The 23,150-nt window shown below is 71.9% G+C and carries 25 protein-coding genes; 19 read left to right on the top strand and 6 right to left on the bottom strand.

Annotation, left to right across the window (positions count from 1 at the left end):
- Positions 1 to 14: 14 nt before the first annotated feature.
- From ACLVWQ_RS17290 to ACLVWQ_RS17280, 3 genes are read left to right on the top strand one after another with little or no spacing between them, the layout of a single operon-like run.
- Positions 15 to 458, top strand: coding sequence for a phage tail protein (locus tag ACLVWQ_RS17290; protein WP_362776222.1), 444 nt, complete (start codon positions 15 to 17; stop codon positions 456 to 458).
- Entirely contained in the window at positions 458 to 967 is a 510-nt protein-coding gene (locus tag ACLVWQ_RS17285) for a hypothetical protein (RefSeq protein WP_414109660.1), read from the top strand. The genes ACLVWQ_RS17290 and ACLVWQ_RS17285 overlap by 1 nt, the downstream gene beginning before the upstream one ends.
- The gene (locus ACLVWQ_RS17280) at positions 964 to 1,122 is read left to right on the top strand and encodes a DUF6760 family protein (RefSeq protein WP_414109659.1); all 159 of its coding nucleotides are present in this window, start codon (positions 964 to 966) and stop codon (positions 1,120 to 1,122) included. The genes ACLVWQ_RS17285 and ACLVWQ_RS17280 overlap by 4 nt, the downstream gene beginning before the upstream one ends.
- Before the next feature lie 672 nt (positions 1,123 to 1,794).
- Here the strand turns inward: ACLVWQ_RS17280 and ACLVWQ_RS17275 are convergent.
- Both ACLVWQ_RS17275 and ACLVWQ_RS17270 read right to left on the bottom strand, forming a co-directional pair.
- Positions 1,795 to 2,853, bottom strand: coding sequence for a hypothetical protein (locus tag ACLVWQ_RS17275; RefSeq protein WP_414109658.1), 1,059 nt, complete (start codon positions 2,851 to 2,853; stop codon positions 1,795 to 1,797).
- Positions 2,854 to 3,063: 210 nt separating this feature from the next.
- Positions 3,064 to 3,555 carry a hypothetical protein gene (locus ACLVWQ_RS17270; protein WP_414109657.1) on the bottom strand — a complete coding sequence of 164 codons (492 nt, stop codon included), beginning with the start codon at positions 3,553 to 3,555 and terminating at the stop codon, positions 3,064 to 3,066.
- A 526-nt stretch (positions 3,556 to 4,081) separates the two neighbouring features.
- Here ACLVWQ_RS17270 and ACLVWQ_RS17265 point away from each other — a divergent pair.
- The 7 genes from ACLVWQ_RS17265 (at position 4,082) to ACLVWQ_RS17235 (ending at position 11,251) form a co-directional block, all read left to right on the top strand.
- Entirely contained in the window at positions 4,082 to 4,948 is an 867-nt protein-coding gene (locus ACLVWQ_RS17265) for a hypothetical protein (protein WP_414109656.1), read from the top strand.
- A 58-nt stretch (positions 4,949 to 5,006) separates the two neighbouring features.
- Positions 5,007 to 5,432, top strand: a complete 426-nt coding sequence (locus ACLVWQ_RS17260) for a phage tail protein (RefSeq protein WP_414109655.1) — start codon at positions 5,007 to 5,009, stop codon at positions 5,430 to 5,432.
- A 14-nt stretch (positions 5,433 to 5,446) separates the two neighbouring features.
- A complete protein-coding gene (locus ACLVWQ_RS17255; protein WP_414109653.1) occupies positions 5,447 to 6,172 on the top strand; it encodes a peptidase M23 in 726 nt (241 codons plus the stop codon).
- On the top strand, positions 6,172 to 8,082 hold the full coding sequence (locus tag ACLVWQ_RS17250) for a VgrG-related protein (protein WP_414109652.1): 1,911 nt from the start codon (positions 6,172 to 6,174) through the stop codon (positions 8,080 to 8,082). Before ACLVWQ_RS17255 ends, ACLVWQ_RS17250 begins: the two co-directional genes overlap by 1 nt.
- Positions 8,083 to 8,209: 127 nt before the next feature.
- Positions 8,210 to 8,656, top strand: a complete 447-nt coding sequence (locus ACLVWQ_RS17245; RefSeq protein WP_414109651.1) for a GPW/gp25 family protein — start codon at positions 8,210 to 8,212, stop codon at positions 8,654 to 8,656.
- A complete protein-coding gene (locus ACLVWQ_RS17240; protein WP_414109649.1) occupies positions 8,656 to 10,614 on the top strand; it encodes a putative baseplate assembly protein in 1,959 nt (652 codons plus the stop codon). The genes ACLVWQ_RS17245 and ACLVWQ_RS17240 overlap by 1 nt, the downstream gene beginning before the upstream one ends.
- 79 nt (positions 10,615 to 10,693) lie before the next feature.
- Complete coding sequence (locus ACLVWQ_RS17235; protein WP_414109648.1) at positions 10,694 to 11,251, top strand: phage tail protein; 558 nt, start codon at positions 10,694 to 10,696, stop codon at positions 11,249 to 11,251.
- On the opposite strand, the gene ACLVWQ_RS17230 is transcribed toward ACLVWQ_RS17235, so the two are convergent.
- The gene (locus tag ACLVWQ_RS17230) at positions 11,214 to 11,690 is read right to left on the bottom strand and encodes a hypothetical protein (protein ID WP_414109646.1); all 477 of its coding nucleotides are present in this window, start codon (positions 11,688 to 11,690) and stop codon (positions 11,214 to 11,216) included. The two genes, ACLVWQ_RS17235 and ACLVWQ_RS17230, sit on opposite strands and share 38 nt — an antisense overlap.
- Before the next feature lie 82 nt (positions 11,691 to 11,772).
- Here ACLVWQ_RS17230 and ACLVWQ_RS17225 point away from each other — a divergent pair, with 82 nt between their 5' ends.
- From ACLVWQ_RS17225 to ACLVWQ_RS17210, 4 genes are all read left to right on the top strand, one after another.
- On the top strand, positions 11,773 to 12,966 hold the full coding sequence (locus ACLVWQ_RS17225) for an NADase-type glycan-binding domain-containing protein (RefSeq protein WP_414109645.1): 1,194 nt from the start codon (positions 11,773 to 11,775) through the stop codon (positions 12,964 to 12,966).
- Between the two features lie 150 nt (positions 12,967 to 13,116).
- The gene (locus ACLVWQ_RS17220) at positions 13,117 to 14,424 is read left to right on the top strand and encodes an FG-GAP repeat domain-containing protein (protein ID WP_414109644.1); all 1,308 of its coding nucleotides are present in this window, start codon (positions 13,117 to 13,119) and stop codon (positions 14,422 to 14,424) included.
- 174 nt (positions 14,425 to 14,598) lie between these two features.
- A complete protein-coding gene (locus ACLVWQ_RS17215) occupies positions 14,599 to 16,077 on the top strand; it encodes an FG-GAP repeat domain-containing protein (protein WP_414109642.1) in 1,479 nt (492 codons plus the stop codon).
- 146 nt (positions 16,078 to 16,223) lie between these two features.
- Entirely contained in the window at positions 16,224 to 16,958 is a 735-nt protein-coding gene (locus tag ACLVWQ_RS17210; protein WP_414109641.1) for a bleomycin resistance protein, read from the top strand.
- Here ACLVWQ_RS17210 and ACLVWQ_RS17205 read toward each other — a convergent pair.
- Positions 16,936 to 17,115: a DUF397 domain-containing protein gene (locus tag ACLVWQ_RS17205; protein WP_414109640.1), complete on the bottom strand. Its 180-nt coding sequence runs from the start codon at positions 17,113 to 17,115 to the stop codon at positions 16,936 to 16,938. The two genes, ACLVWQ_RS17210 and ACLVWQ_RS17205, sit on opposite strands and share 23 nt — an antisense overlap.
- A gap of 11 nt (positions 17,116 to 17,126) precedes the next feature.
- On the bottom strand, positions 17,127 to 17,969 hold the full coding sequence (locus ACLVWQ_RS17200; RefSeq protein WP_414109639.1) for a helix-turn-helix domain-containing protein: 843 nt from the start codon (positions 17,967 to 17,969) through the stop codon (positions 17,127 to 17,129).
- A gap of 182 nt (positions 17,970 to 18,151) precedes the next feature.
- Here ACLVWQ_RS17200 and ACLVWQ_RS17195 point away from each other — a divergent pair, with 182 nt between their 5' ends.
- From ACLVWQ_RS17195 to ACLVWQ_RS17180, 4 genes are all read left to right on the top strand, one after another.
- Entirely contained in the window at positions 18,152 to 18,544 is a 393-nt protein-coding gene (locus ACLVWQ_RS17195; protein ID WP_414109637.1) for an ATP-binding protein, read from the top strand.
- 304 nt (positions 18,545 to 18,848) lie between these two features.
- Positions 18,849 to 19,712 carry an isocitrate lyase/PEP mutase family protein gene (locus ACLVWQ_RS17190; protein WP_414109636.1) on the top strand — a complete coding sequence of 288 codons (864 nt, stop codon included), beginning with the start codon at positions 18,849 to 18,851 and terminating at the stop codon, positions 19,710 to 19,712.
- A gap of 129 nt (positions 19,713 to 19,841) precedes the next feature.
- Positions 19,842 to 20,336: a hypothetical protein gene (locus ACLVWQ_RS17185; RefSeq protein WP_414109635.1), complete on the top strand. Its 495-nt coding sequence runs from the start codon at positions 19,842 to 19,844 to the stop codon at positions 20,334 to 20,336.
- A complete protein-coding gene (locus tag ACLVWQ_RS17180) occupies positions 20,327 to 21,391 on the top strand; it encodes a bile acid:sodium symporter family protein (RefSeq protein WP_414109634.1) in 1,065 nt (354 codons plus the stop codon). The genes ACLVWQ_RS17185 and ACLVWQ_RS17180 overlap by 10 nt, the downstream gene beginning before the upstream one ends.
- A 34-nt stretch (positions 21,392 to 21,425) precedes the next feature.
- Here ACLVWQ_RS17180 and ACLVWQ_RS17175 read toward each other — a convergent pair whose 3' ends face one another.
- Positions 21,426 to 22,094, bottom strand: coding sequence for a Type 1 glutamine amidotransferase-like domain-containing protein (locus tag ACLVWQ_RS17175; protein ID WP_414109632.1), 669 nt, complete (start codon positions 22,092 to 22,094; stop codon positions 21,426 to 21,428).
- A gap of 163 nt (positions 22,095 to 22,257) precedes the next feature.
- Here ACLVWQ_RS17175 and ACLVWQ_RS17170 point away from each other — a divergent pair, with 163 nt between their 5' ends.
- Positions 22,258 to 23,109 (top strand): NPP1 family protein, encoded by an 852-nt coding sequence (locus ACLVWQ_RS17170; RefSeq protein WP_414109631.1) that lies wholly within the window; start codon positions 22,258 to 22,260, stop codon positions 23,107 to 23,109.
- Positions 23,110 to 23,150: the final 41 nt, after the last annotated feature.

Raw genomic sequence — 23,150 nt, 5'->3', positions numbered from 1 at the left:
AGGACAGAGAACAGATGAGTCTCAGCCCGGGTGACGCCCTCACTTCACATAATTTCGGTCTCCAGATCGACGGCGTGATGGTCGAGTACCTCGCCGAGGTCAACGGCCTCAGCATCGAACAGGACGTCATCAAGCACCTGTCGAACTCGGCGCAGGGCAGGCCCGAGGTCAGCCTCATGCCCGGCGTGCAGAAGGACGGGCAGTGCACCGTGGTGCGCGGTATGACCCAGTCTCCGGCGTTCACGACGTGGATCAACGACTCGATCTCCGGCCAGATGAGCACGGCGCGCAAGAACGCCTCCATCATCATGATGGATTACCAGAACAACCCGGTGAAGCGTTACAACATGCGCAACGCCTGGTGCAGCAAGATCGACTCCAGTTCGCTGAAGGCCGGCGAGGCCGCCGCGCTGACCGAGACCGTCACCATCGTCTTCGAAGAACTGGTCATCGAGTAATGCGCCGTACCACTGCCAGGGCGGGCTTGGGCCCGGCCGTGGAGGCGCCGGAGCCGGGACCGGTGGCGGCGGCGGAGCACACTGCTGCTCCGGCGCCCGCCGCCGCCCCGGCTCCGGCGCCCGCGCCGGTGGCGCAGCCGTTGCGGACGGAGTTCCCGTTCGAGCTTCCGCGCGGCTACGTCGACGATTCGGGGACGGTGCACCGGGACGGCGTGATGCGTCTCGCCACCGCGCGGGACGAGTTGATCCCGTTGCGGGACGTCCGTGTCCAGGAGAACCCCGCCTATCTGTCGGTGGTTCTGCTGGGCCGGGTCATCACCCGGCTCGGCACGGTCGCTATGGTGCACGACGGGGTGGTGGAGAACATGTTCGCCTCCGACCTCGCGTTCCTGCAGGATTTCTACCGGCAGGTCAACGCCGAGGGCCACACCCGCGCCGCTGTGGAGTGCCCCCACTGCTCGGAGCCCTTCGAGGTCGAACTCGGCGGGAGCCGCCTGGGGGAATCGTGACGTACGCGACCGACCGGCTGCACGAGGAGATCGCGTACGTCGCCTACCACTTCCACTGGAGCCTGGAGACGATCCTGGATCTCGAACACCAGGATCGCCGCCGCTACACGGAACAGATCGCGTCCCTGGTCACCCGGGGCGAGGCGGAGGGCTGATCGGGTGGGGTTCTTCGACCGACTGAGGGGCGGTGCGGCGGCGTCCGCCGCACGTCCCGGGCCGGGGGTCACCCCGGCCTCCGAGGCGAACCCGGCTGCCGGGAACGGCGGTTCCGCTCCCACCGGAGCGAGTACGGGAGCGCGTACGAGCGACTCCGGGCATACGAGTACGAGCCCGGGTGCCGCTGTCACGGGTGCGGCCGCCGGTGCCGGGCCGGCCCCGGTGGTCGGCTGGGCCGGGCTGCCGTCGATCCAGCGGTCCGCCGTGGGCCGGCCCGGTGTCGCGGACTCCGGGTTCGGCGGGCGGCTGAGCACCTGGCAGAACCCCTCCTTCACCGGGACCTTGTCCCACGCGGTCCTCGACGGGGCGCCGGGCGGCCTGATCAGGAACGCGCTCACCACGTCGGCCGTACCCGTCCCCGGACTCGAAGCGCCCTCGCGCAGCCTGCCGGTGGCGACCGCCGACACCACGGAGGCCGCACAGGCGCCGGTGCGCGGCGACGCCTCACCGGTACCGGTACAGCGTGCGGCCCACTCGGTCACGGCGTCCCGTCCGACGGGCCCCCGAGTGACCGCCGCACCTCCCCGACCCCATCGGCAGAGCCCGCTGACCAGGGCGCCCGCCACGCCCGCTGTGACGCAGCGGGTTCTGCCGGTGGCCCGACGAACAGCTCAGGCCACCACCGGCTCGTCGAGCCCGACCGCGCAGGGCCCCGCATCGGCGGGGCCCGCGTCGTCGGGCCCGACCGCGTCGGACACCCCGGCGCCGGCTCCTGCGGCGTCGGGTCCTGTGGCGTCGGGCAGCGCCGGCCCGGGGGCGACCGCGCCCACCGCGGGCCCGGCGGTCGACGTCCAGCGCGCCCCGGCGGCCGGCCCGGTCCGGGCCGACTCCGGCAACTCCAGAAGCTCCAGCGGCTCCAGCGGCCAGGCTTCGACGGGGCCCGTCAGGGCGGCGTCCGGTGGCGGTGCAGCGACCGGCTCCAGCGGCCGCGCTGCCGGGGCCGGCGGTACGGGGGCCGGTCCCGGCAGCACGGCGTCCCGTTCCGGCGGGGCGGCGGCGGCCAACGTGCAGCGGGCACAGGCCGGTTCAGGCAGCCGGGCGGCCACGCCGCCCGCACCTGCCACGCCTGCGGCACCCACCTCGCCTGCCACACGCACGACTTCGCCGTCTCCTTCTTCGCCTGCTCCTTCTTCGGCTTCGGCTTCGGCTTCGGCTTCGGCTTCGGCCGCGAGCGGTGCCACCGGTCCGGCGAGTGCGGCAACTCCTCCCGGCGGTACGCCTGCCGGTCCTGCCGCCGCTCGGTCCACCGGTTCCACCGGCCCGGCTCCCGCCGTCCAGCGGTCGACGACCGGGCCCGCCCCGACGGCCGACGCTCGTGGCGCGGCCCCCGCACGCCCGGGGACGACCACAGGTCCTGCCCCGGCGGCGCCCGGCACCGGCAGCGCGCCGGTCCGGGCCCAGAAGCCGGCGGCCACTTCCGGTACCGCCCCCAGCACCTCACCGGTCAACGTCCAGCGGGCGGCGGCCGGTACCAGCAGCACGCCACCGGCGGCGTCCACCGGAACACCGACCTCGTCTTCGACCCCGTCTCCGGCTCCGGCCGTGGGCAGTCCCGGCAGGGCGACGGCCGGCCCGCAGGGCAGCACGGCGTCCGGGTCGGGATCGGGCAGCGCGCCGACGAGCGTCCAGCGGTCCTCCGCCAGTTCCGGTTCCGCCTCTTCCGGTGCCACTTCTTCCGGTTCCGGCAGCGCGGCGGCTCCCGCCGCCGGGGCACCCGTGAACGTCCAGCGCGCGAGGGCCGGTTCGACCGGTTCGACCGGTTCCAGCAGCCCCGCCCCCGGCCCGGTCCGCCCGGCGAGCGGTCAGAGCGGCGGCGCCCCCGCGGCCGGTCCGAGTACCACCGGCCCCAGTGCCCCACCGGCGGGCCCCGCACGTCAGGGTCAGGCCTCGCCGTCCGCCGACACGGCAGCCGTCGTCCAGCGGGCGACCGCCGGACCCGGCAGCCGTACGACACCGGCGACCGGTTCGTCCGGCGCGGCGACCGGGCCCGGCCATCGGGCGGCCCCGTCCTCCCCCGCCGCCTCCGCTCCCTCCCCCGCTCCCGCTCCCGCCTCGGGTACGTACCCGGTGCAGCGGAGCGCGTCCGGTGGGGCGAGGCGTGTGGGCCTCGGCGCGCCGACCGTGGGGAACCCGTCCGCCCCCATCGGCTCGACGCCCGCCCACTCGAACCCGCCGGCTCCGACCCCGGCCCCGCTCCCCGTCACCCCGGCCACCCCGCCGTCCGCGGTCCCTTCGACTCCGCCGATCGGCCAGGCCCCGGCTTCGAGCGACCCCGCCCCGGCCTCGGCGGCGACCACGTCCGCGCCCTCGGCCGCCGCGAACGGACCCCACGCCGCGACCACGCCGTCCGCGCCCCCGGTCCAGCGCGCCACCTCCTCCGCACCGCGGCAGCGGCCTCTGCTCGGCGCGCCTCTCTCCGCCCCGCCCACCGGCACCCGGCCGCTCTCCGGGCCCACCTCCACCGCTAGTCAGGGCCCGGCCGGACCGCTTTCCGTCCAGCACGCGGCATCAGCGGGCCAGGGCACGGCACCGGGCGGTACCTCCGCACCGGTGGCCCGTGTCCCCGGCACCACGACAGCGACACCGACAACGACACCAGGACCGGTGCCGACATCGGCACCGGCACCGGCACCGACCTCCACGTCGGCGTCAGCGTCGGCGCCCCGCTCCCGCCGCCTTCCGGCGGCCGTGCCCCTCAAGGCCCCGGCCACCAACGCCCTCGCCGTACAACGCGCCACGGCGAACCCGCCCGCGGTGACACCCACCGCCGCTGCCCCCGCCGGCCGGCGCACGTCCACGGCAACCCCCGTATCGGCACCCGGGTCGCAGCCCGCACCCGCGCCCACACCCGCACTCGGATCAGCCGGACCCATGCCCGTGTCAGGACCCGCGCCGACAGTGCAGCGCTCGGACATCAGCACCTCCGCGCCGACCGCCGTCGCTCCGATGCGGGGCCTGACCCCCGCTCGCGCCCTCGCCCCGCTCCTGACGCCCGCGGCACCCCCCGCCGGCCGGCGCCCGGCACCCACGGCGGCCGTCCCGCTGCGCCGCCCCGCGCCCACGGTCGCGGCCCGGAACAGCCGCCCGGGATCACCCGGTGCGGCACCGGCCGTGCAGCGGGCGGTCGCGCCCCACGCACCGGCCGGCCGCGCCGTGCCGCTCCTCGCGGTGGCTCAGGCCGCCGCCGCGGCCGGTTCCGCCGCCGCTCCGCCGACCGGCGCCGCCAGGACGGCCCCGAGCCGGCCTCCGCAGCCCCTGTCGCAGCCGAGCGCGTACCCGGGACCGGCAGTCGTGCAGCGGCAGGCCGTCGCCGCGCCCAGGACGGCCAAGCCGTCGGGCAGTGCGAGGAGCAGCGCGGCAAGCCCCTCGCCGGGCAACACCGCTCTCGCCAGCTTCGTCACGCCTGCCGCGCCGGCGCCCACCCCCGTCCCCGTCTCCGTGCAGCGGGCGTTCGAGGGGATCCTGCCGTCGCCCGCCAAGACCACCACGGCGGTCTCCACCGTCTCGGCCCACAGCACGTCACACGCTTCGGCCGGCTCGTCCGGGTCGGGCTCCGACAAGGGCCCGCCGCCCTCCTACAGCGAGAGCGAAGACCTTCCCGAGTACTCCGCCGTCGCCGAGGGCCAGCTCGACCCCCGCTCCCTGACCGACTTCCAGCTGGACGAACTGACGCACAGACTGATCGGCCGGATCACCCGTCTGGTCCGTACCGAGCTGCGGCTCGACCGTGAGCGGATCGGCAAACTCCGCGACCCGCGTCGCTGACCCGTAGGCCCCCGTTCGCCCCCCCGCACCACCGACGTTCGCAGAAAGGCCGCCCCCGATGTCCCGCGATCTCGACCCGGGCTCCACCATCTTCTTCACCCTGACCATCGACGGCGAGAGCCTCGGTTACTTCAACGGGTGCGAGGGACTCTCGTCGGCGGTGGAGATCGAGCAACGCCAGGAGGGCGGCAACAACGGGTTCGTCTGGCAGCTTCCGTCGCGTGTCACCTTCTCCAACATCCGGCTGACCCGGCCGCTGACCCCCGACACCAGCAAGGTCGCGGCCTGGATCTCCTCCGTGGCCACCGGCATCAAGCGCCCGACCGCGCAGATCGCCGCGCTGCGCGCGGACGGCTCGGAAGTGGCGCACTGGGGGCTCATCGACGTCCTGCCGGTGAGCTGGCAGGGCCCTTCCCTGGACCCGGCCAACCCGAACGTGGCCACCGAGGTCCTGGAGATCACTCACCACGGCTTCACGGACTGAGGGGCGGAACACCAATGGCCAAGGGAAGCAAGGGCGGCGCGGGCAAGAGCCTCGTGCGCGCCTCGATCGCCATCCACGAGCCGCCCGTCGGCGAGAGCACCAACCCGGGCGGTCTGATCAAGACCTTCAAATGCGACTTCAACCCGTCCCAGGTGCAGATGAGCCGGCGGGCCCAGTGGAAGCACACGCCGGCCGTCGCCGTGCGCGACGGCACGGTCCCCGAGTTCATGGGGCCCGAGCCCGCCGAGATGACCGTCGAGATCTTCCTCGACTCGTCCACCAAGCCGAGCAGCAACGCGGTCCTGAAGAACGCGGAAGCCCTGCTCGACTGCTGCAGGGTGACGGCCAAGAGCGTCGACGCGGACCAGCCCTCACCGCCCTGGGTGGTGCTCCAGTGGGGCTCGTTCTCGACGGCGCGCTTCACCGCGTACGTGAGTTCCGTCAGCGTCACCTACTCGCTGTTCGGTACGACCGGTGTGCCGATCCGGGCCACCTGCCAGGTGTCGCTGCACGAGATCCCCAACAAGACCCTGGGCCAGAACCCGACCTCGGGCGCGCTCACCGCGCAGCGGGTGCACCGGGTCGTCGCGGGTGACTCCTTGCAGTCGCTGGCCTGGCACGAGTACGGCAACGCGTCCGCCTGGCGCGCGATCGCCGAGACCAACGGGATCGACGACCCCTCGCGCCTGCCCACCGGTGTCGAACTCGTCCTTCCGGCGCCCTCGGAGGTGCGTTTCTGATGGCGAAGCCGTCCTTCTCCAGCATTTTCGATGTCCGCCTCGACAGCAAAGAGATCCCGTCCAAGTACATCAACCGGCTCGTCGGCGGCTGGGTCGACCTCGGGGCCGGAGTGCCCGCCGAGTTCCGGCTCACCTTCCGCGACCCCGGCCGGGACCTGCTGGAGAAGCTGAACGTCAGGTTCGGCTCCAAGGTGGTCCTCGCGCCCATCGCCAACGGCAAGGGCGCGACGGACCCGCTGCTCACCGGTGAGGTCACCGGCATGGAGACCGACTACGACGGCACCGGTACGTTCACCGTCATCCGCGGGTACGACCCGGGCCACCGGCTGATGCGGGTGCGCAGGGTGGCCGCGTACCGCAACCAGACCGCCTCCGACATCGCCCGCAAGCTGGCCTCGATGAACGGCATCGCGATCGGGACGATCCAGAGCACGAAGACCGTCTACGAGTTCATCAGCCAGTCGAACGTGACGGACTGGGACTTCCTGGCGCGGCTCGCGGACGAGAACGAGATGGTGATGTCCCTGGACGCGAAGGGGAAGTTCCAGTTCGTCGAACCGGACCCCGCGTCCAAGGCACCCCCGGTGTCCGCCCCCGGCGAGTCGAACCCCCGCATCCTGCGGGGCCGGGTCGACGTCCTGCGCTGCCGGGCCGCCGTCACCGCCGCCGACCAGGTCGACAAGGTCGAGGCGCGCGGCTGGGACATCACGGCCAAGAAGAAGATCGTCGAGCTCAAGAAGGCCGGCGCCTACCCCGGTATCAGCATCGGGAGCACCCCGCAGAAGGCGGCCAACGCCTTCAAGGCCGCCAAGCTGGTCGAGACCGACATCCCGTACGACCGCCGGCCCGAGGCCAAGTTCGGCGCCTCCTCCCTCGCGGACGACATCACCTCCTCGTTCGCCGAGCTGGAGGTGACGGTGCGCGGCAATCCCGTGCTGCGCCCCGGGGTGGCCATCGCGCTCACCGACGTGGGCGTCCCCTTCGAGGGCAAGTACACGGTCACCTCCGTACGGCACACGTTCGGCGCGGGCAGTCACTACGAGACCTGGGTGACCGTCAGCGGCCGGCAGTGGCGCTCCCTGTTCGGCCTGACGTCGGGCGGCGGCGGGGGCGCGGGCGCCGGGTCCCGGCTGCCGAGTGTGGCCAACGCGCTCGTCACCGACGTACAGGACCCGCTCAAGCAGGGCCGGGTGAAGCTGCAGTTCCCGTGGCTGGACGACGCGTACGTCAGCGACTGGACGCGGACCGTGCAGATGGGCGGCAAGGCGGGCGGCGGGATCTTCCCGATGGACGTCGGGGACGAGGTGCTGGTCGCCTTCGACCGGGGCGCGCTCGACCACCCGTTCGTCATCGGCGGTCTCTACAACGGCGTGGACAAGCCGACCAACGTCAAGGACGTGTGGCTGCACGACCCGGTCAAGAAGAAGGCGATCCGGCACACGGTGTCCGACCGTGAGGGCAACCGGATGGACCTGCTCAGCCAGCAGACCGGCCTGCGCAAGCAGGGTGTCCGGCTGGCCACCGGCAACGACCGGCTGACCATCAACCTCGACCGCACCAAGACCGAGATCACCGTGGACAGCAAGGGCGCCGTCAGCATCAAGGGCGGTACCTCGGTGTCCGTGGAGGCCGGTACGGATCTCACGCTCAGCGCCCGGCGCAGCATCAGCATCAAGAGCGGCGGGCTGGTCAACATCCAGGGCCGCGGGATGGTCAGCCTCAAGTCCCTCGGCGGCGCCGTGGCCGTGGACGCGGTGGGTGCCCTCAGTCTCAAGGCGGCCGGTGCCGCGACGATCACCGCGGCCGGCACCACGCAGATCAACTCCGTGGGACAGGTGGGCATCCGGGCCGTCAACGTCGACATCATGGGCCTCGTGACGGTCAACAAGAAGCTGTACCCGATCCCGTGACGGCCGAGAGAAGCAGTGCCGTGAACCGCAGCGCAGTGAACCGCAGTGACCTGAGCAGCAGGACAACGAAGCGCAGCACCACGAAGCGCAGGACCGTGACGACGACGAGAGGACGGGTGGCTCCCTGATGGCCGAGCAGTTCGTCGGAACCGGCTGGGCGTTCCCGCTGCGCATCGGGCCCACCGGAGGCATCGCCATGGTCAGCGGTGAGCAGGAGGTCGAGGAGGCCATCCGCCTCGTCCTGGCCACCGCGCCGGGCGAGCGGCCGATGCGCCCCGAGTTCGGCTGCGCCATCCACGACCTGGTGTTCGCCCCGGTCAACGAGGCCACCGCCGGCCGTATCCAGCACGAGGTGTACACCAGCCTCGACCGCTGGGAGCCGCGCATCGAGGTGACCGACGTCGAGGTGACCGCGGGCAGCGACACCGAACAGGGCGTGCTCTTCATCGACGTCCGCTACTCGGTCCGCGGCACCAACAACCCCCGCAGCCTCGTCTTCCCGTTCTACGTCATCCCCTCCCACGAGGAACCCGACCTCCCCGGTGCGGGCAACTCCCCTGAAAGCGACCACTGATGGCCCTGCCCTCCCCGAACCTCGACGACCGCCGTTTCCAGCAGTTCGTCGACGACGCCAAGCGCTACATCCAGCAGCGCGCCCCGGAGTGGACCGACCACAACGTCTCCGACCCCGGCGTCACCCTCGTGGAAACGGTCGCCCACATGGCCGACCAGATCGTCTACCGCCTCAACCGGGTGCCGGAGAAGAACCACCTGGCCTTCCTCGACCTGGTGGGCATCACCCTCTTCCCGCCGTCCGCGGCCCGTACGGATGTCACGTTCTGGCTGTCCGCGCCGCAGGACGAGCCCGTGGTGCTGCCGGTGGGCACCGAGGTCGCCACCACGCGCACCGAGAGCGAGGAGGCGGCGGTCTTCGCGACCGAGGACGAACTGACCATCGTGCCCTGCGAGTTGCGCTACCTCGTGGTCCAGCGCGACGGTGAGCCCGTCACCGACAGGACCGCCGACCTCGCCGAGGGCAAGGACCTGATGTGCTTCAGCGAGTCCCCGCGCCCCGGGGACTGCATGCTCATCGGTCTGAGCGCCGCGGTGCCGCACTGCGCGGTCGCGATGGAGCTGGACAGCCGGGTCGACGGTGTCGGCGTGGACCCGCGCCAGCCCCCGCTGGTCTGGGAGGCGTGGACCGAGGACGGCTGGACCGCCTGCGAGGTCGACCGGGACGGCACCGGTGGTCTGAACCGGCCGGGCGAGGTAGTCCTGCACGTCCCCGGCACGCACACCCTGACCCGCACCGGCGGGCAGGAGGCCGGCTGGCTGCGCTGCCGGGTCACCGAGGCGCTGGCCGACCAGCCCTTCTACACGACGTCGCCGACCGTCCGCTCCGTGGAGGCGTTCACGCTCGGCGGCACCACCTCGACCGTGCACGCCGAGACCGTGAACGACGAGGCGCTCGGCGAGTCCAGCGGCCTGCCCGGACAGCGGCTGCGGCTGGCCAACGCCCCCGTGGTGGGCGACACCCCTCCGGTGCTGCTGCAGACCGCCGAGCACGAGGGCTGGACCGACTGGGAGGTCGTCTCCTCGTTCGCCGCGTCCACCCCGCACGACCGGCACATCACCCTGGACGCCGCCACCGGTGACATCGCCTTCGGCCCCGCGGTACGGGAGTCCGACGGCACCCTGCGCCAGTACGGGGCGGTGGCCCCCAAGGGCTCCGTCATCCGTGCCCTGCGCTACCGCACCGGCGGCGGCCGGTCCGGGAACGTGGCGCGCGGCGCCGTCCAGGTGCTGCGCACGTCCGTCCCGTACGTCTCCGAGGTCGTCAACCGGGAGGCGGCACGCGGCGGGGTCGACGGCGAGACCGTGGACGAGGCGAAGACCCGGGCGCCCATCACCCTGCGCGCCCAGGAGCGTGCGGTGACCCTGCGCGACTACGAGGAGCTCGCCCGCCGCGCCGCGCCCGACACGGCCCGCATCACCTGTCTGGAGGGCGACGAGGGCGAGTACGGGGCCTACGCGGTACGGGTCCTGGTCGTGCCCCAGGCGGTGGCCGACCCCGGTGGCCGGCTGCGTTTCGAGCAGCTGGTCCCCGGTGACGCGCTCCTCAAGCGCATCACCCGCTACCTCGACCAGCGGCGTCTGATCGGCACCCGGCTGGCGGTGGGCCCGCCCTTCTACCAGGGCGTCACGGTCGTCGCCACGGTGCACGCCTTCCGCGGCACCGACACGGACCGGGTACGCCGCCAGGCGCACGACGCCCTCTACCGCCACCTCGACCCGCTGACCGGCGGCGCCGACGGCCGGGGCTGGCCCTTCGGCCGGCCCGTGCAGTCCGGTGAGATCTTCGCCGTGCTCCAGCGCGTCCCCGGTGTGGAACTGGTCGACGAGGTCCAGCTCCACCCGGCCGACCCGCTGTCCGGCAAGCGGGGCGAGGCGACCGACCGCATCGACCTCGACCCGCCGTCCCTGGTCTTCTCCTTCGACCACCGGGTGCGCGTGATCGGAGACCGCACGTGACCCACCGGACAGCTACAGATGCAGGTACGGGTACGGGTACGAGCACGAGGCGCCGTCGGACACCTTCCGGGAGGCGCTCATGAGGGGCTCCATCGACGGGCTGGGGTCCTCCGCGCCCATCGGTGAGACGCTGCCCGCGGTGTTCGCCGACGACGACCTGGCCCAGCGGTTCGTCGGCGGGCTCGACGACGTGCTCGCGCCGATCCTGGCCGTCCTCGACAATCTGGATTCCTACTTCACTCCGGCCCTGGCACCGGTGGACTTCACCCAGTGGCTGGCCGGCTGGGTCGGCGCCGAGACCGACGGCAGCGAGCCGGAGGACCGGCTGCGCGCCGCCGTCGCCGCCGCCTCCTTCCTGCACCGGGTACGGGGCACCAGCCGCGGCCTGTCCGAAGCGGTGCGCCTGGTGTTCGGCGTGGCCCCGGAGATCACCGAGAGCGGCGGGGCCTCCTGGAGCGCCCGGCCCCTCGGACCGGTCCCCGGCGACCAGCGCCCGAGCCTGCACGTCACGCTGCGGCTGCCGGACCCGACCTCCGCGGACGAACACCGCCTCGACAGCCTCGTGGCGGCCGCCCGACCCGCCCACATGCCGTACACGGTCAAGGTGACCGCGGCCGAAAGGACTCCCGAGAGATGACCAGCCAGACCCCCGGCCCGGGACGGGAGCCGGCACAGACCTGTGCCGAGTGCGGTGCCGTCCCGGAGCCGGGCAAGCCCTTCTGCGACTCCTGCGGGGCGATTCTCAGCTGGGTCGGAAGCCAGGAGCCGGCGAAGAGCGCACCGAGCACACCGAGTGCGCCGAGCACCCCCAGCGCGCCGAGCGCGCCGAGCGCACCGAGCGCGTCGAGCACACCGAGCCCGACGAGCTGTGCCGAGTGCGGCACGCGCGCGCAGCCGGGGCAGCCCTTCTGCGACTCCTGCGGGGCGGTTCTCGGCTGGGCCGGAGACTCGGACCGGTCAGCGGGCGCCTCCGCGTCGGCGCGCAACGCCACGGCCGACCGCGGCTCCGCCGAGGACGCGCGGTGGGACTCGTTGAACGTGCCCGGCGCGGGCTCGGCCCAGACCCCGCCCGCCACGACGGCCTCACCTGCCGTCGGACACCCCTCCGGTTCCCCTTCCGGTTCCGCGCAGGGTTCCGGAACCGGGCACCAGGAGACCGTGGCCGTTCCCCAGCAGGGCGCACCCTCGCCCGCGGGCGCCGGTGTGCACCTGTCCCGGCCGGCCGAACCCGCCGCGCCCGACTCGGACACGACCCCGCCCGGACTGTGGAACACGGCGGCAGCCGCCGCGAGCGCCTCCGCGGCGGCCCCGGGAACAGCGCCCGGCGCCTACGCGGACGGCTCCGACACCGAGCCCAGGGTGGCCCAGGGATACGGAGTCCCGCACCCCTCCGGCTCGGGTCCCGCCGCCGGTTCCCCTTCCGTTCCCGGCTCCGTTCCCGGCTCCGACCCCGCGGGCGACCGGGCCAGGTCCCTCCTCATCCCGGTGAGCGACCCCGAACCGCGGGCTCCGGTCACCCCCGCCGTCGCCCCCGTGCTGCCGGGCGTGCCGGTCGCCAACCGCCCCCAGGTACGCGCCCCCGGCCCCGAGACGGGCCCGGAGAACGGCCCGCCGTGCCCCTGGTGCGCCACCCCCAACCGCCCCGACCGGCACTTCTGCAACCGCTGCGCCATGCCGATGTCCGGCGACGGCGCGTACGCGCCGGTCCGGCAGTCCTGGTGGCGCCGACTGCTCAACTGGCGCAACCGGGAGACCCCCTGGGCGGGCGACCGCCCCCGACTGCGTCGCGGCTTCGGACGCGTCATGAACTGGGTCGTGGGCGCCGTCGTACTGGGCCTGCTCGTCGCCCTCATCACCAACATCGGCGACGGGGTCGACGCGACCCGCGACCACTTCGCCAAGCGCGCCCCGGTCGGCCCGGACACCATGAAGGCGTCCCGCTCGTACCCCGGGCACAGCGCGAAGCTCGCCTTCGACGGCCTCAGCAACACCTGGTGGGGTCCCGGAGTCTCGCAGTCCGGCAAGGGCGAGTGGATCGAGGCCAGCTTCGCCAATCCGACCCGGCTGCTGGACGTGGTCATCACCGCGGGAGTCTCGGCCAAGCAGGAGCACCTCCAGGAGTCGGCCCTCCCGCACCGCATCGAGGTGCAGATCACCACCGCGGACGGAAAGAAGAGCACCAAGATCATCAACCTCGACCGGATCGCGGGCGGCCAGCGCCGCAAGTTCCGGGTGGGGGAGGTCTCCACGGTGCGGTTCATCCTGGACTCGGCCTACGCCGCGGACTCCAAGAAGCAGACGTCCATCGCGGAGATCGAGTTCTTCGGCCGCTCGAACAGCAGCAACACGTGACGGACCCGACGGTGCCGGTAAGGGCGCTTCGTACCCTTGCGTCCCTACCGGTGCCGCACTGAAGACGCTCGTCCCTGATGACTTATGACCTCTCTCCGTCGCATCATGTGCGAGTTGTTGTCTCGCGATGCGGTCGGGGTTGACGTGGCCATGGGGAAGAGCGGAATACGTGTGGCGGGTGCCGTGGTGAGCGGCGCCCTGCTGCTCACCGGGTGCGGCGGGCCGGGCGGCGGGGACCACGCCGACTCGGCCGGCCGCGAGCCCGTCACGGTCGCCAAGGCCCCGGCGCGGGTGCCCGTGCCGCTCGGCAAGGGCAGCAAGGTCGACGTCGACTTCAACGGCGACGGGCACCGCGACCTCGTGCTCGACGACCTCGTGAAGCGGGACACGCACGGCGACGACGCGGGCATCGGCGTCGTGTACGGGTCCGGGCAGGGACTCACGCCCGCCGCCCGGCAGTTGATCGGCCCCGCGCGGCACGCCGCCGCCACCGAGGGGCAGTTGCCCGCGGTCTTCGACGCCGAGGCGGCCTGCGACCTGGACAAGGACGGCTTCACCGACCTCGTCGTCTCGACCGATCCGCCGTACGACGGACAGGGCCGGCCGCCGGTGCCGCTGCAGATCCTCTTCGGTTCGCCCCGGGGCCTGTCCGGCAAGGCCGTGAAGCTGGCGATCCCCGCGCAGGCACGTTTCGGCAACGACTGGCCCGACCAGCCGGTGTGCGGCGACTTCAACGGCGACAAGGCCGCCGATCTCGTCGTGCACGCCTCCGACGGGCGCCTCAGCTATCTGCGCGGGCCTTTCACGCGCAAGGGGGCCCCGAAGGCGGCCGGCGCCCCGCTCGCCTCACCGGGGAACGTCCCGACCGGCCCCGCCGTGGACGTCGACGCGGACGGCTACGACGACCTGCTCGTACGCGCCGCCGAGGGTTCCGGCACCTCGGCCTCCTCGCTCGTCCTGGGCGGCCCGGCGGGCCCGACCGGCGCCGGGATCGCCCTCCCGAAGGGGGTCGACGTCACCTTCGGGCGGTTCGGCAAGGGCAAAGGGCTCGACGCGGCGATCGGCACGCTGCGCGGCACCGCCCTGCGGTACGACGTGCCGGGCACCGTACGCGGTGAACTCGCCGTCGCCGGTACGGTCCTGGACTCCGGGGACTTCGACGGCGACGGGGTGAGCGAACTGGTCTCCAGCGGTTCGCAGCTGAGGATCATCGAGGGCCGCTCCGGCGGACTCTCCGCGACCGGCATGGTGACCGTGCAGCCCCCGGCCGCGGGGACCACCCGGGTGCTGAAGGTGGCCGACTTCGACGGCGACGGCCGCGCGGACCTGGTGGTGCGCACCTACCAGGGGGACACCAAGGACACGGTCGCCGTGTACCCGGGCATGAAGAAGGGCCTGATCGCACGGAAGCCCGGACTCACCTTCTCCACCTCGGAGTTCCTGGGCGCTGAGGGCTGACGGAAGTCGCAGAAAAAACTTCGAACGCACATACAACCCTCACCACTCCTCGCGGGTCTTCTGATCGCCAACCGTCCGTGAATCCCAGGAGTACTCCGGGTGAACACGGATGGCGCGCACCCCATTGACTGCGGGCGCCCACACGCGCCCCCGCATGCCGCAGGAGAATCCCGCATGCACAAGCACCTGCGAGTCACCCTCGCGACGGCGACCGCTGCCGCGCTGACGGGTGGGCTCCTCACCTTCTCGGCCGTCACGGCGAGCGCCGCGACCACCGCCGCGAAGACCGTCGGCTCGGCCGCCGCGGCGGTGTCCGACGAGGACGCCGACTTCAACGGCGACGGGCTCGCCGACGTCGCCGTCTCCGCCACCGGCGCGTACGTGGACGGCAAGGCCGCCGCCGGAGCGCTCACGATCCTGTACGGCGGTGGCGCGCACGCCACCATCACCCAGAACACCGCGGGTGTCCCCGGCACGGCCGAGAAGGACGACTACTTCGGCACCGACACGGCGTACGGCGACTTCGACGGCGACGGCTACGACGACGTGGCGGTCGGCGCCCAGGGCGAGGACGTCGGCAGCGACGTCGACGGCGGCACCGTCGCGATCCTGTGGGGCTCCGCCGCGGGCCTCAAGGGCGGCACGACGGTCGCGGACCCCCGCCCCACCAAGCACGACTGGTTCGGCAGCGTCCTGGAGGCCGCCGACTTCAACGGCGACGGGAAGGACGACCTGGCGCTCGGCACGTACACCGCAGCGACCGTCGACGTCACCCGTGGCGGGTTCACCCGCGCCGGGGCGACCGGCGGCAGCTACACCGTCTCCGCGGCCGTGCAGAGCGGTGACGGCTGGGGCATCCGGTTCCTCCAGTCCGGAGACGCCAACGGCGACGGCGTCGAGGACCTGATCGTCAACGGCTACGAGCTCGACACCGTGGACGGCTACAACGCCAACTTCTGGTACCCGGGCTCGGCGAGCGGTGTGAAGTCGGCCAGCTACCAGAAGCTGCCCGCCGGCTTCATCACGGACGTCGGCGACACGGACAGCGACGGCTACGACGACATCGTCTTCGGCCTCTCCTGGGACGACGGCATCGACGGCGCCCAGCTGGGCGGCGCCGCGCTGATCGGCCACGGCACCGCCTCCGGACCGGCCTACGGCGACGTGCAGACCATCGACCAGGACACCTCGGGTGTCCCCGGCGGCGGCGAGTCGGGCGACGGCTTCGGCTCCGAGCTCGACCTCGGCGACGTCGACGGCGACGGCAACCTCGACCTGGTCGTCGGCACGCCCGGTGAGGACCTCGCCGGGGTCGCGGACGCGGGTTCGGCGACCGTCCTGTACGGCGCGGCGGACGGCTCCGGCATCACGGGCGCGGGCGCGAAGTTCCTCGACCAGAACACCGCGGGCGTGCCGAACTCCAACGAGGCGAACGACGTCTTCGGCTCCGACGTGCACATCGACGACCTGGACGGCGACGGCCGGGGCGACGTGATCATCGGCGCCCTGGGCGAGAACGCCGGCAACGGCGCGGTCTACGCCCTGCGTTCCAACCCGAGCGGCACGCTGACCTCGTCCGCGGGCATCTACACGTCGACGGTCGGCATCCCGGGCACGGGCACGCCGGTCCTCGGCGCGAACTTCGCGGACTGAGGGTCCGCGCGGGCGGTGAGCCCGGTACCGGTGGTTGGGGCCACCGGTACCGGGCTCACCGCGTTTCACCGACCGGCTACCCTGGCAAGGTAATCAAGTTTTACTACTCCACTCCTCTGCTTCTACCTCCACCTCAAGGAAGCCGTATGGCGAACGAGTTGACGATTCCCCTGCTGCCCTGCCGGTCCATCGACGAGATCACCGGGTTCTACGGCGCGCTGGGGTTCACGACGACCTACCGGCAGACGCGCCCGAACCCGTACGTCTGCGTCCAGCGCGAGGACCTCCAGCTGCACTTCGCCGGGATCGAGGGCTTCGAACCGGAGCACTCCTACGGCTCGTGCCTGGTGTACGTCGCCGACACCGGGGCCCTGCACCGATCCTTCGCCGAGGGCCTGCGCGCGGCGTACGGCAAGGTGCCCATGTCCGGCATCCCCCGCGTGACGAGCCCGCGGCGCCGCAAGAACACCGGCACGCGGGCGGGGTTCAGCGTGATCGACCCGGGCGGCAACTGGATCCGCTTCTTCGCGGCAGCCGAGTCCCCGGAGGAGCCGCTCCCGGCGGGGGGCAGGCTCGCCAGGGCCCTGGCGAACGCCGTGGTCCTCGGGGACGCGAAGGGCGACAGCGGGCAGGCGGCCCGCATCCTCGACGCGACACTCACCCGGGAGCGGGGCGCGGCCCACCCGGCCGAGCTGGTCGAGACCCTGGTCTACCGAGCGGAACTGGCCCTGCGCCTGACGGACCCGGTCCGGGCCCGCACACTCCTGACGGAGGCGGGGGCGGTCCCCTTGAGCACCGAGGACCGCGCGCGCCTGTCGGACACACTGGCCGTGGCGAGCGAGCTGGAGGGGGCCCTGCCTACCGGCGAAGGTGCCGTATGAGAGCGGCGAGCGCGGTGCCGCCGGCGGCTATGACGTGGTCGGGGTCGTCGCTCTCGCGGAGCAGAAGGGTGCGCGAACCAGTAGCCACCTCAACACAGTTAGGGGCGTCCTCGGGTCCGGAGAAGGAGGATTTCTGCCACAGGCCGACGGTTGTCATCGTGAGTCCTCTCAGACGTGCTGCGCGAGTCGGTGGATGAAGTCTCTCGACTGCACGAGTCCCAACGCTGCGCTTTCCACCGAGCGGATCACCCGGCGGTACAGGCGCAGTTGCGCCTCCGCGTCCAGGAACGTCCCGGCATGCACAGAGTCCACCATGACCGTGTCCAACTGAGGTACGGGTCCACCCGCCAGCAGCATGGAGCTACCGATGTGCGTGAAACCGTCCACGTCGAACGGCACGACGCGCACAGTGATCCGAGGGCGCTCGGACCGCTCCAGGATGTGAGCCAACTGCCGTTGGGCCACCTTGCGATCGGCGATCCTGACACGTAGGGCCGCTTCGTGGATCACCACCCCGTAGTCGGCCTCTTCGAGCACCGCCTGGCGCCGCAGGCGGAACGCGACGCGTGCCTCGATCTGCTCTTCGCCGCGCGTCGAAGCCGCGGCAGCGTACGTCGCCCGCACGTGTTCCTCGGTCTGCAGCAACCCGGGGATGTGCAGGTTCTCGAACGACCGCAAGTACGTGGCGTGGTGCTCCAGCTCGGCCAGGGCGAGGAAGCTGGGCGGCAGCAGTCCTCGGTACTCCTCCCACCAGCCGCGACCCCGTTCGGCGGCCATGGCCACCAGCGCGTCGACAAGGGCCGCGTCGTCACAGGCGTACTCACCCGCCCAGTGCCGCAGGCGCTCCGCGCTCACCCCGACCCGGCCGGCCTCCGTGCTGGACAGCCTGCTCTCCCGGACACCCAGCGCCTGCGCCGCGCCCCTGAGCGTCAGCCCTGCCTTCTCCCTGAGTTTGCGCAGCTCAGCGCCGAGCCGTTCCTGACGCGCGGTGATGACATCCCTCGAAGCCATACGCCCCTTCTCTCCCGGGAGTTGAGGGCCAGTATTCCAGCCGGAGTTGACCGAGGGAAACCTTTACCTCTACCGTCTGTGACACGACGAACACTCTACGGAGTGGAAGTGCGCGGCGCCGCCCTGCCGTGGCGGCGGCGAAAGAGCACCGCTCCCCCACCACCTCATACCGGGAGACCCGTATGTCCTGGGAGTACACCTTCTACATCCCCCACGACCCCCGCGCCACAGGCATCTGCCGCCGGACCCTCCGCGACATCCTCACCGGCCACCACCTCCCCACCCTCGTCGAACCAGCGGAGCTACTCGTCTCCGAGTTGATCGGGAACGCCATCCGGCACACCGACGGCCCCGCCGCTCTCAAGATCAGACAGTCGGGGCGCACCCTGCGGCTCGGTGCCTGGGACACGGACCCGACCCCGCCCGTCGTCACCGAGCCGCAGGACGACGAGTCGGGCCGGGGCCTGCGCATCGTGCACGCCTACGCGGACGACTGGGGCTGGTTCCAGGTCGACCGCACGGCGGGCAAGTACGTCTGGTGCGAACTCGGCACCGAACGGGCCCGCCCGAGGTAGCACGCGCCCCAACCGGCCTGCGGCGACAAGAGGTTGGCGCGCCTCTTTCGTCGCCGTCCGTACCGGCGGCACCCCATGGTGGGAAGTCTTCCGCGGCTTGAGGTAAAGGCCCGCGTGTCTCTAGGTAAATAGCTGGCAATGTCAGTATATCTATGCGCAGGTCCGCAAAGAGTTCGTGCACTTCGTGCACCCCCGGCCCGCTCCCTTCCTCGACCCGAGTGCAGGCGCCCGTCAGCTCTGACGCCGCGCTGTGTACGAACCCGCCCCGTCAGCGGCCTGTTCACAGCAACACACAAGGAGAGACATGTCTTACGGAAGCACGCTGCGCGAGCAGATCCAGACGCCCGGAACGACTCCGCTCGTCGGTATCTACGACATGTATTCGGCGTCGGTCGCCGCCCGGCACTACGACGGATTCTTCGTGTCCGGGTTCGGCTTCGCCGCGTCCCACTACGGCCTGCCGGACATCGGGTTCATCGCGTGGCCGGACATGGTCGCGTTCGTCGAACGGCTCCGGCTGGCCTTCCCGGCCCACCACCTGCTGGTCGACATCGACGACGGTTACGTGGACCCGGAGGTGGCGTGCCACGTGGTGCAGCGCCTGGAGCGGATCGGCGCGTCCGGCGTCATCCTGGAGGACCAGAAGCGTCCACGGCGGTGCGGGCACGCGGACGGCAAGACGGTGCTGCCGCTGGAGGAGTACCTGGAGAAGCTGAACCTCGTCCTGGAGAGCCGGGAGGACCTCGTCGTCGTGGCCCGCACCGACGCCACGGAGGACCACGACATCATGCGCCGTGCCCAGGCCCTCGCGGAGACCGACGCGGACGTCGTACTGGTCGACGGGGTACGGGACATCGAGTGGATCCGCCGGATCCGGAAGGTCATCAACGACAAGCCGCTGCTCTTCAACCAGATCGCGGGAGGCAAGTCGCCGAGGCTCTCGCTCTCCGAACTGACCGATCTGGAATGCCAGGTGGCCATCTACAGCACGCCCTGCCTGTTCGCCGCGCACACCGCCATCGACACCGCGCTCAGCGAGCTGAAGCAGGCCGACGGACGGCTTCCGGAGTTCACCACCGGCTCGGTGGGTGTCCGGGCCTCCACCGAACTGCTGGAGCGGAACATCAGCCGGCACCACGCGGTCGAGGCGCAGCCCGTCGCCGTATGAGTCCTTGTCAGTCCGGGTGAGTCCGGGTGAGTCGGACGAGAGCCGGGACACTCGCGGGTCCTCGCGGGTGTCCCGGCGGACCGGGCCCAGGGCCCTGGGCAGACCACGTCACGTAGGAGCGGGAAAAGCATGATGGGATTCACCGTCCCCACGGCACGGGCCACCTTGGCGGTCGCCGTCGGGGTGCTGTGCGCGGCGCAGTTCGCGGAGGGAGCCGCGCGGGCCGACGCGCCCGACGGAGGCATGGAGACGACACACGGCCCCTCGTTGGTGACGATCGACAACTCCAACGCCGACTCCTGGCTGGAGATCGACAGAACGCTCAACGTCCTCGCGCCCCTGAGCAAGGGCACAGCGGGCAGCGACCACGACGGAGGCGGCGGCGCCATCGAGCAGCACCTGACGGGCAGTTCGAGCGGACACGTGCAGGCCGCCCCGGTGGAACGCGGCGGTGAGCCGGAGGACGAGCGGTCCGCGGCGACCGGGGGCGACGACCCCGAGGGCGACGCCGACCGAAAGCCCGCATCCGCCGCACCCGCCGCACCTGCCGCGCCGCGGGAAGCGGGCACGTGTGCGCCGTCGGGCTCGCCCACCCCACAGGAAGAGCGCCCGCCATGCCCCTGAGACCTCGACTCCGGCTTCCGCGCCGCACGCTGTCGAACCGCACGCTGTCGAGCCGTGTCGACTGGTACGTCCTGGCGCTGCTCGCCACCATCGGCCTCGCGGCGGTGCTGCCCGCCGAGGGCGGGTCGGCGGACGTCGTCGGGGCGACCACCACGGTCGCGATCGGACTGCTGTTCTTCGTCTACGGCGCGCGGCTGTCCCCGCAGGCCGCCTTCTCCGGGCTGCGGCACTGGCGGCTGCACCTGCCCATCCTCTGCGTCACGTTCGTGGTCTTCCCCGCCCTCGGACTGGCGTTCACCGCTCTGCCGTCAGCCGTGCTCGGCGCCGAACTCGCCACCGGCCTGCTCTTCCTGTGCGTTCTCCCGTCCACCGTCCAGTCGGCCGTCGCCTTCACCTCGCTGGCCCGGGGCAACGTGGCGGCCGCGATCTGTTCCTCGTCCTTCTCCAGCATGCTCGGTGTGTTCCTGACTCCGCTGCTCGCCGCGGTCCTGCTGCGGGGCGAACTGGGCGGCGGCGTACGGTTCTCGGCGGACCAGGCGCTGAGCGTCGTGGTGCTGCTGCTCGTCCCCTTCGGGCTCGGTCAGGCGCTGCGGCCCTGGATCGCGGACCGGATCGGCCGGCACCGCCGGATCACCATGGTGTGCGACCGCGGGTCGATCCTGCTGGTGGTCTACTCCGCGTTCAGCCAGGGGGTCACGGCCGGTATCTGGGGACGGCTCTCCCCGGTACGCCTCGGCGGGCTCCTGGTGCTGTGCGCTCTGCTCCTGGCCCTCGTGCTGACCTTGATCACCTGGACGGCCTCGCGACTGGGCGTGCCTTACGAGGACCGGGTGACCGTCGTGTTCTGCGGTTCGACCAAGAGCCTGGCCAGTGGACTGCCCATCGCCACCGTGCTGTTCGCCGGCTCGGACGTCGGTCTTGCCGTACTCCCGCTGATGCTCTATCACACGCTTCAGCTGATGGTGTGCGCCGCCGTCGCCCGCCGCTGGAGCAGACCCGCGGTGCGGGAGGAGCACGGTCCGGCCGCTTCCCCCGCACCACCTCTCACGGCCTGACCCGGCCGGGTGGGAAGCCGGTTCCCCGGTCGGGTCACGGATGGAACCGCCACCGGCCCTCGGTGACGACGTCCACCTTGCCGTCCCTGACGCGCACGGCCGTCTCGTCGTCGATGAAGTAGAGCGGGAAGTCTGCCCGCGCGACGATGCGGTCGGCCCAGGCGTCGTCCCGCTCGGGGAAGTTCGCCGAGTACAGGTGGGGCTTGAGGTACCAGTCGAAGAGGCCGAACGGCGGCTCCACGGTGGTCGCGCCGAGCACATGGAGGTCCGGGGCGTCCCCGATGACGTCGGCGGAGTGCGCCGTGAGATTGCGGCTGAAGATCATCGACCCGGCGCTGACCCCCACGTAGACCCGGCTCTCCAGCGCCTCCAGGAAGCCGTCGGCCAGGCCGTTGCCCGTGATGCTGCGCGCGAGGTGGTAGTGGCTGCCGCCCTCGACGTAGACGACGTCGGCGTGGAGCAGCCGGTCGAGCACCAACTGCCGCGGCAGGCCGTTCAGTTCGAGGATGTCGAACTCCCGCCAGCCGAGGCCGCGCAGCAGGTTCAGGTCCTCGACCAGCCACCCGTGGTCCCCGGGCTCGGCGACCGACGCCGTGGGGACGAACACGACGTTCGCCGATCCGAACGGCTTTCCCAGCATGTCCCGCAGCGCGTCCCGCAGCGTCTCGTTGCGCAGGCCGTTGGCCGTCAGCAGAAGGTTCATCGGGCGAAGGTACCTCGGACGGGCCGGGCACGGCGGTGACCCGCATCGGGCTCTCGCACCGTGTAATGCCTGGCGGCCCGCAAACGGCGGGCCGGAAAGAAAGAGAACTCAGGAGCATTCCGTGCACCCACGACGCTTTCCACGGCTTCTCGCCTTAGCGGCGTTGAGCCCCGTCCTCGCCCTCGCCGCCTGTACGGGCGGCGGCAGTTCTTCCGGAGCCGGCAACGACGAACCCTCTCCTTCACGGTCCACGGTCCACCAGGGGAAAGCGGGCGTCGAGAATCGCGCGGGAGAGGATCCCACGGGCCCGATCCGCGACCTCTTCAAACAGGGGCTGCCCCAGAACGCCGGCGGGGTCGAGAGCTCGTTCTCCCCCGCCTACGATTTCGACCAGGACAGCTGCTACCCGGCCGCGGCCATCACACAGCTCGGTGTGATCAACCCCGGTCTGAATTTCGTGGGCGGCGCGACCGGGGGCTGCAGGGAGCCGGACGGCCTCAAGCGGTCCCAGCTGTACGCCCGTTCCACCTGCAACAACGGATGGTGCGCCGTCACGTACGGCACGTACTTCGAGAAGGATGTGCCCTCCTCCGGAGGCAGTGCGATCACGGGCGCGGGGCACAACCACGACTGGGAACACGTCATCACCTGGATCAACCAGAGCACGAACCAGGTGGAATACGTGTCGGTCACCGCGCACGGCTCGTACCACACGACCCCTCGCGACCAGGTCTCCTTCGAAGGGACCCACCCGAAAGTCGTCTATCACCAGGACGGTGCGTCGACCCACGCACTGCGGCTGGGCAACGGCTCCGACGAACCGGTCGAGAACGCCTCGGGGGCCTGGTTCCATCCACCGCTCGTCGACTGGAACGGATTCCCCAGCACGGAATTGCGCGACAAGTTGATGAACGCCGACTTCGGCCACGCGCAACTGGATCTCCGGGACGCCTCCTACGCGAGCAAACTCGCCGCGGCCAAACCGTCGGACGTCCCCCTCGACCCGAACGGCTGAGCCCCTGATCCGTCTGCGGGCCGGGGACACCGAGGAATTAC

Source organism: Streptomyces sp. CWNU-52B (genome assembly GCF_047444975.1).
In the GTDB taxonomy this organism is placed as follows: domain Bacteria; phylum Actinomycetota; class Actinomycetes; order Streptomycetales; family Streptomycetaceae; genus Streptomyces.
The sequence above is the reverse complement of the archived record's forward strand: the minus strand, read 5'-3'. Positions and strand labels throughout refer to the sequence as shown.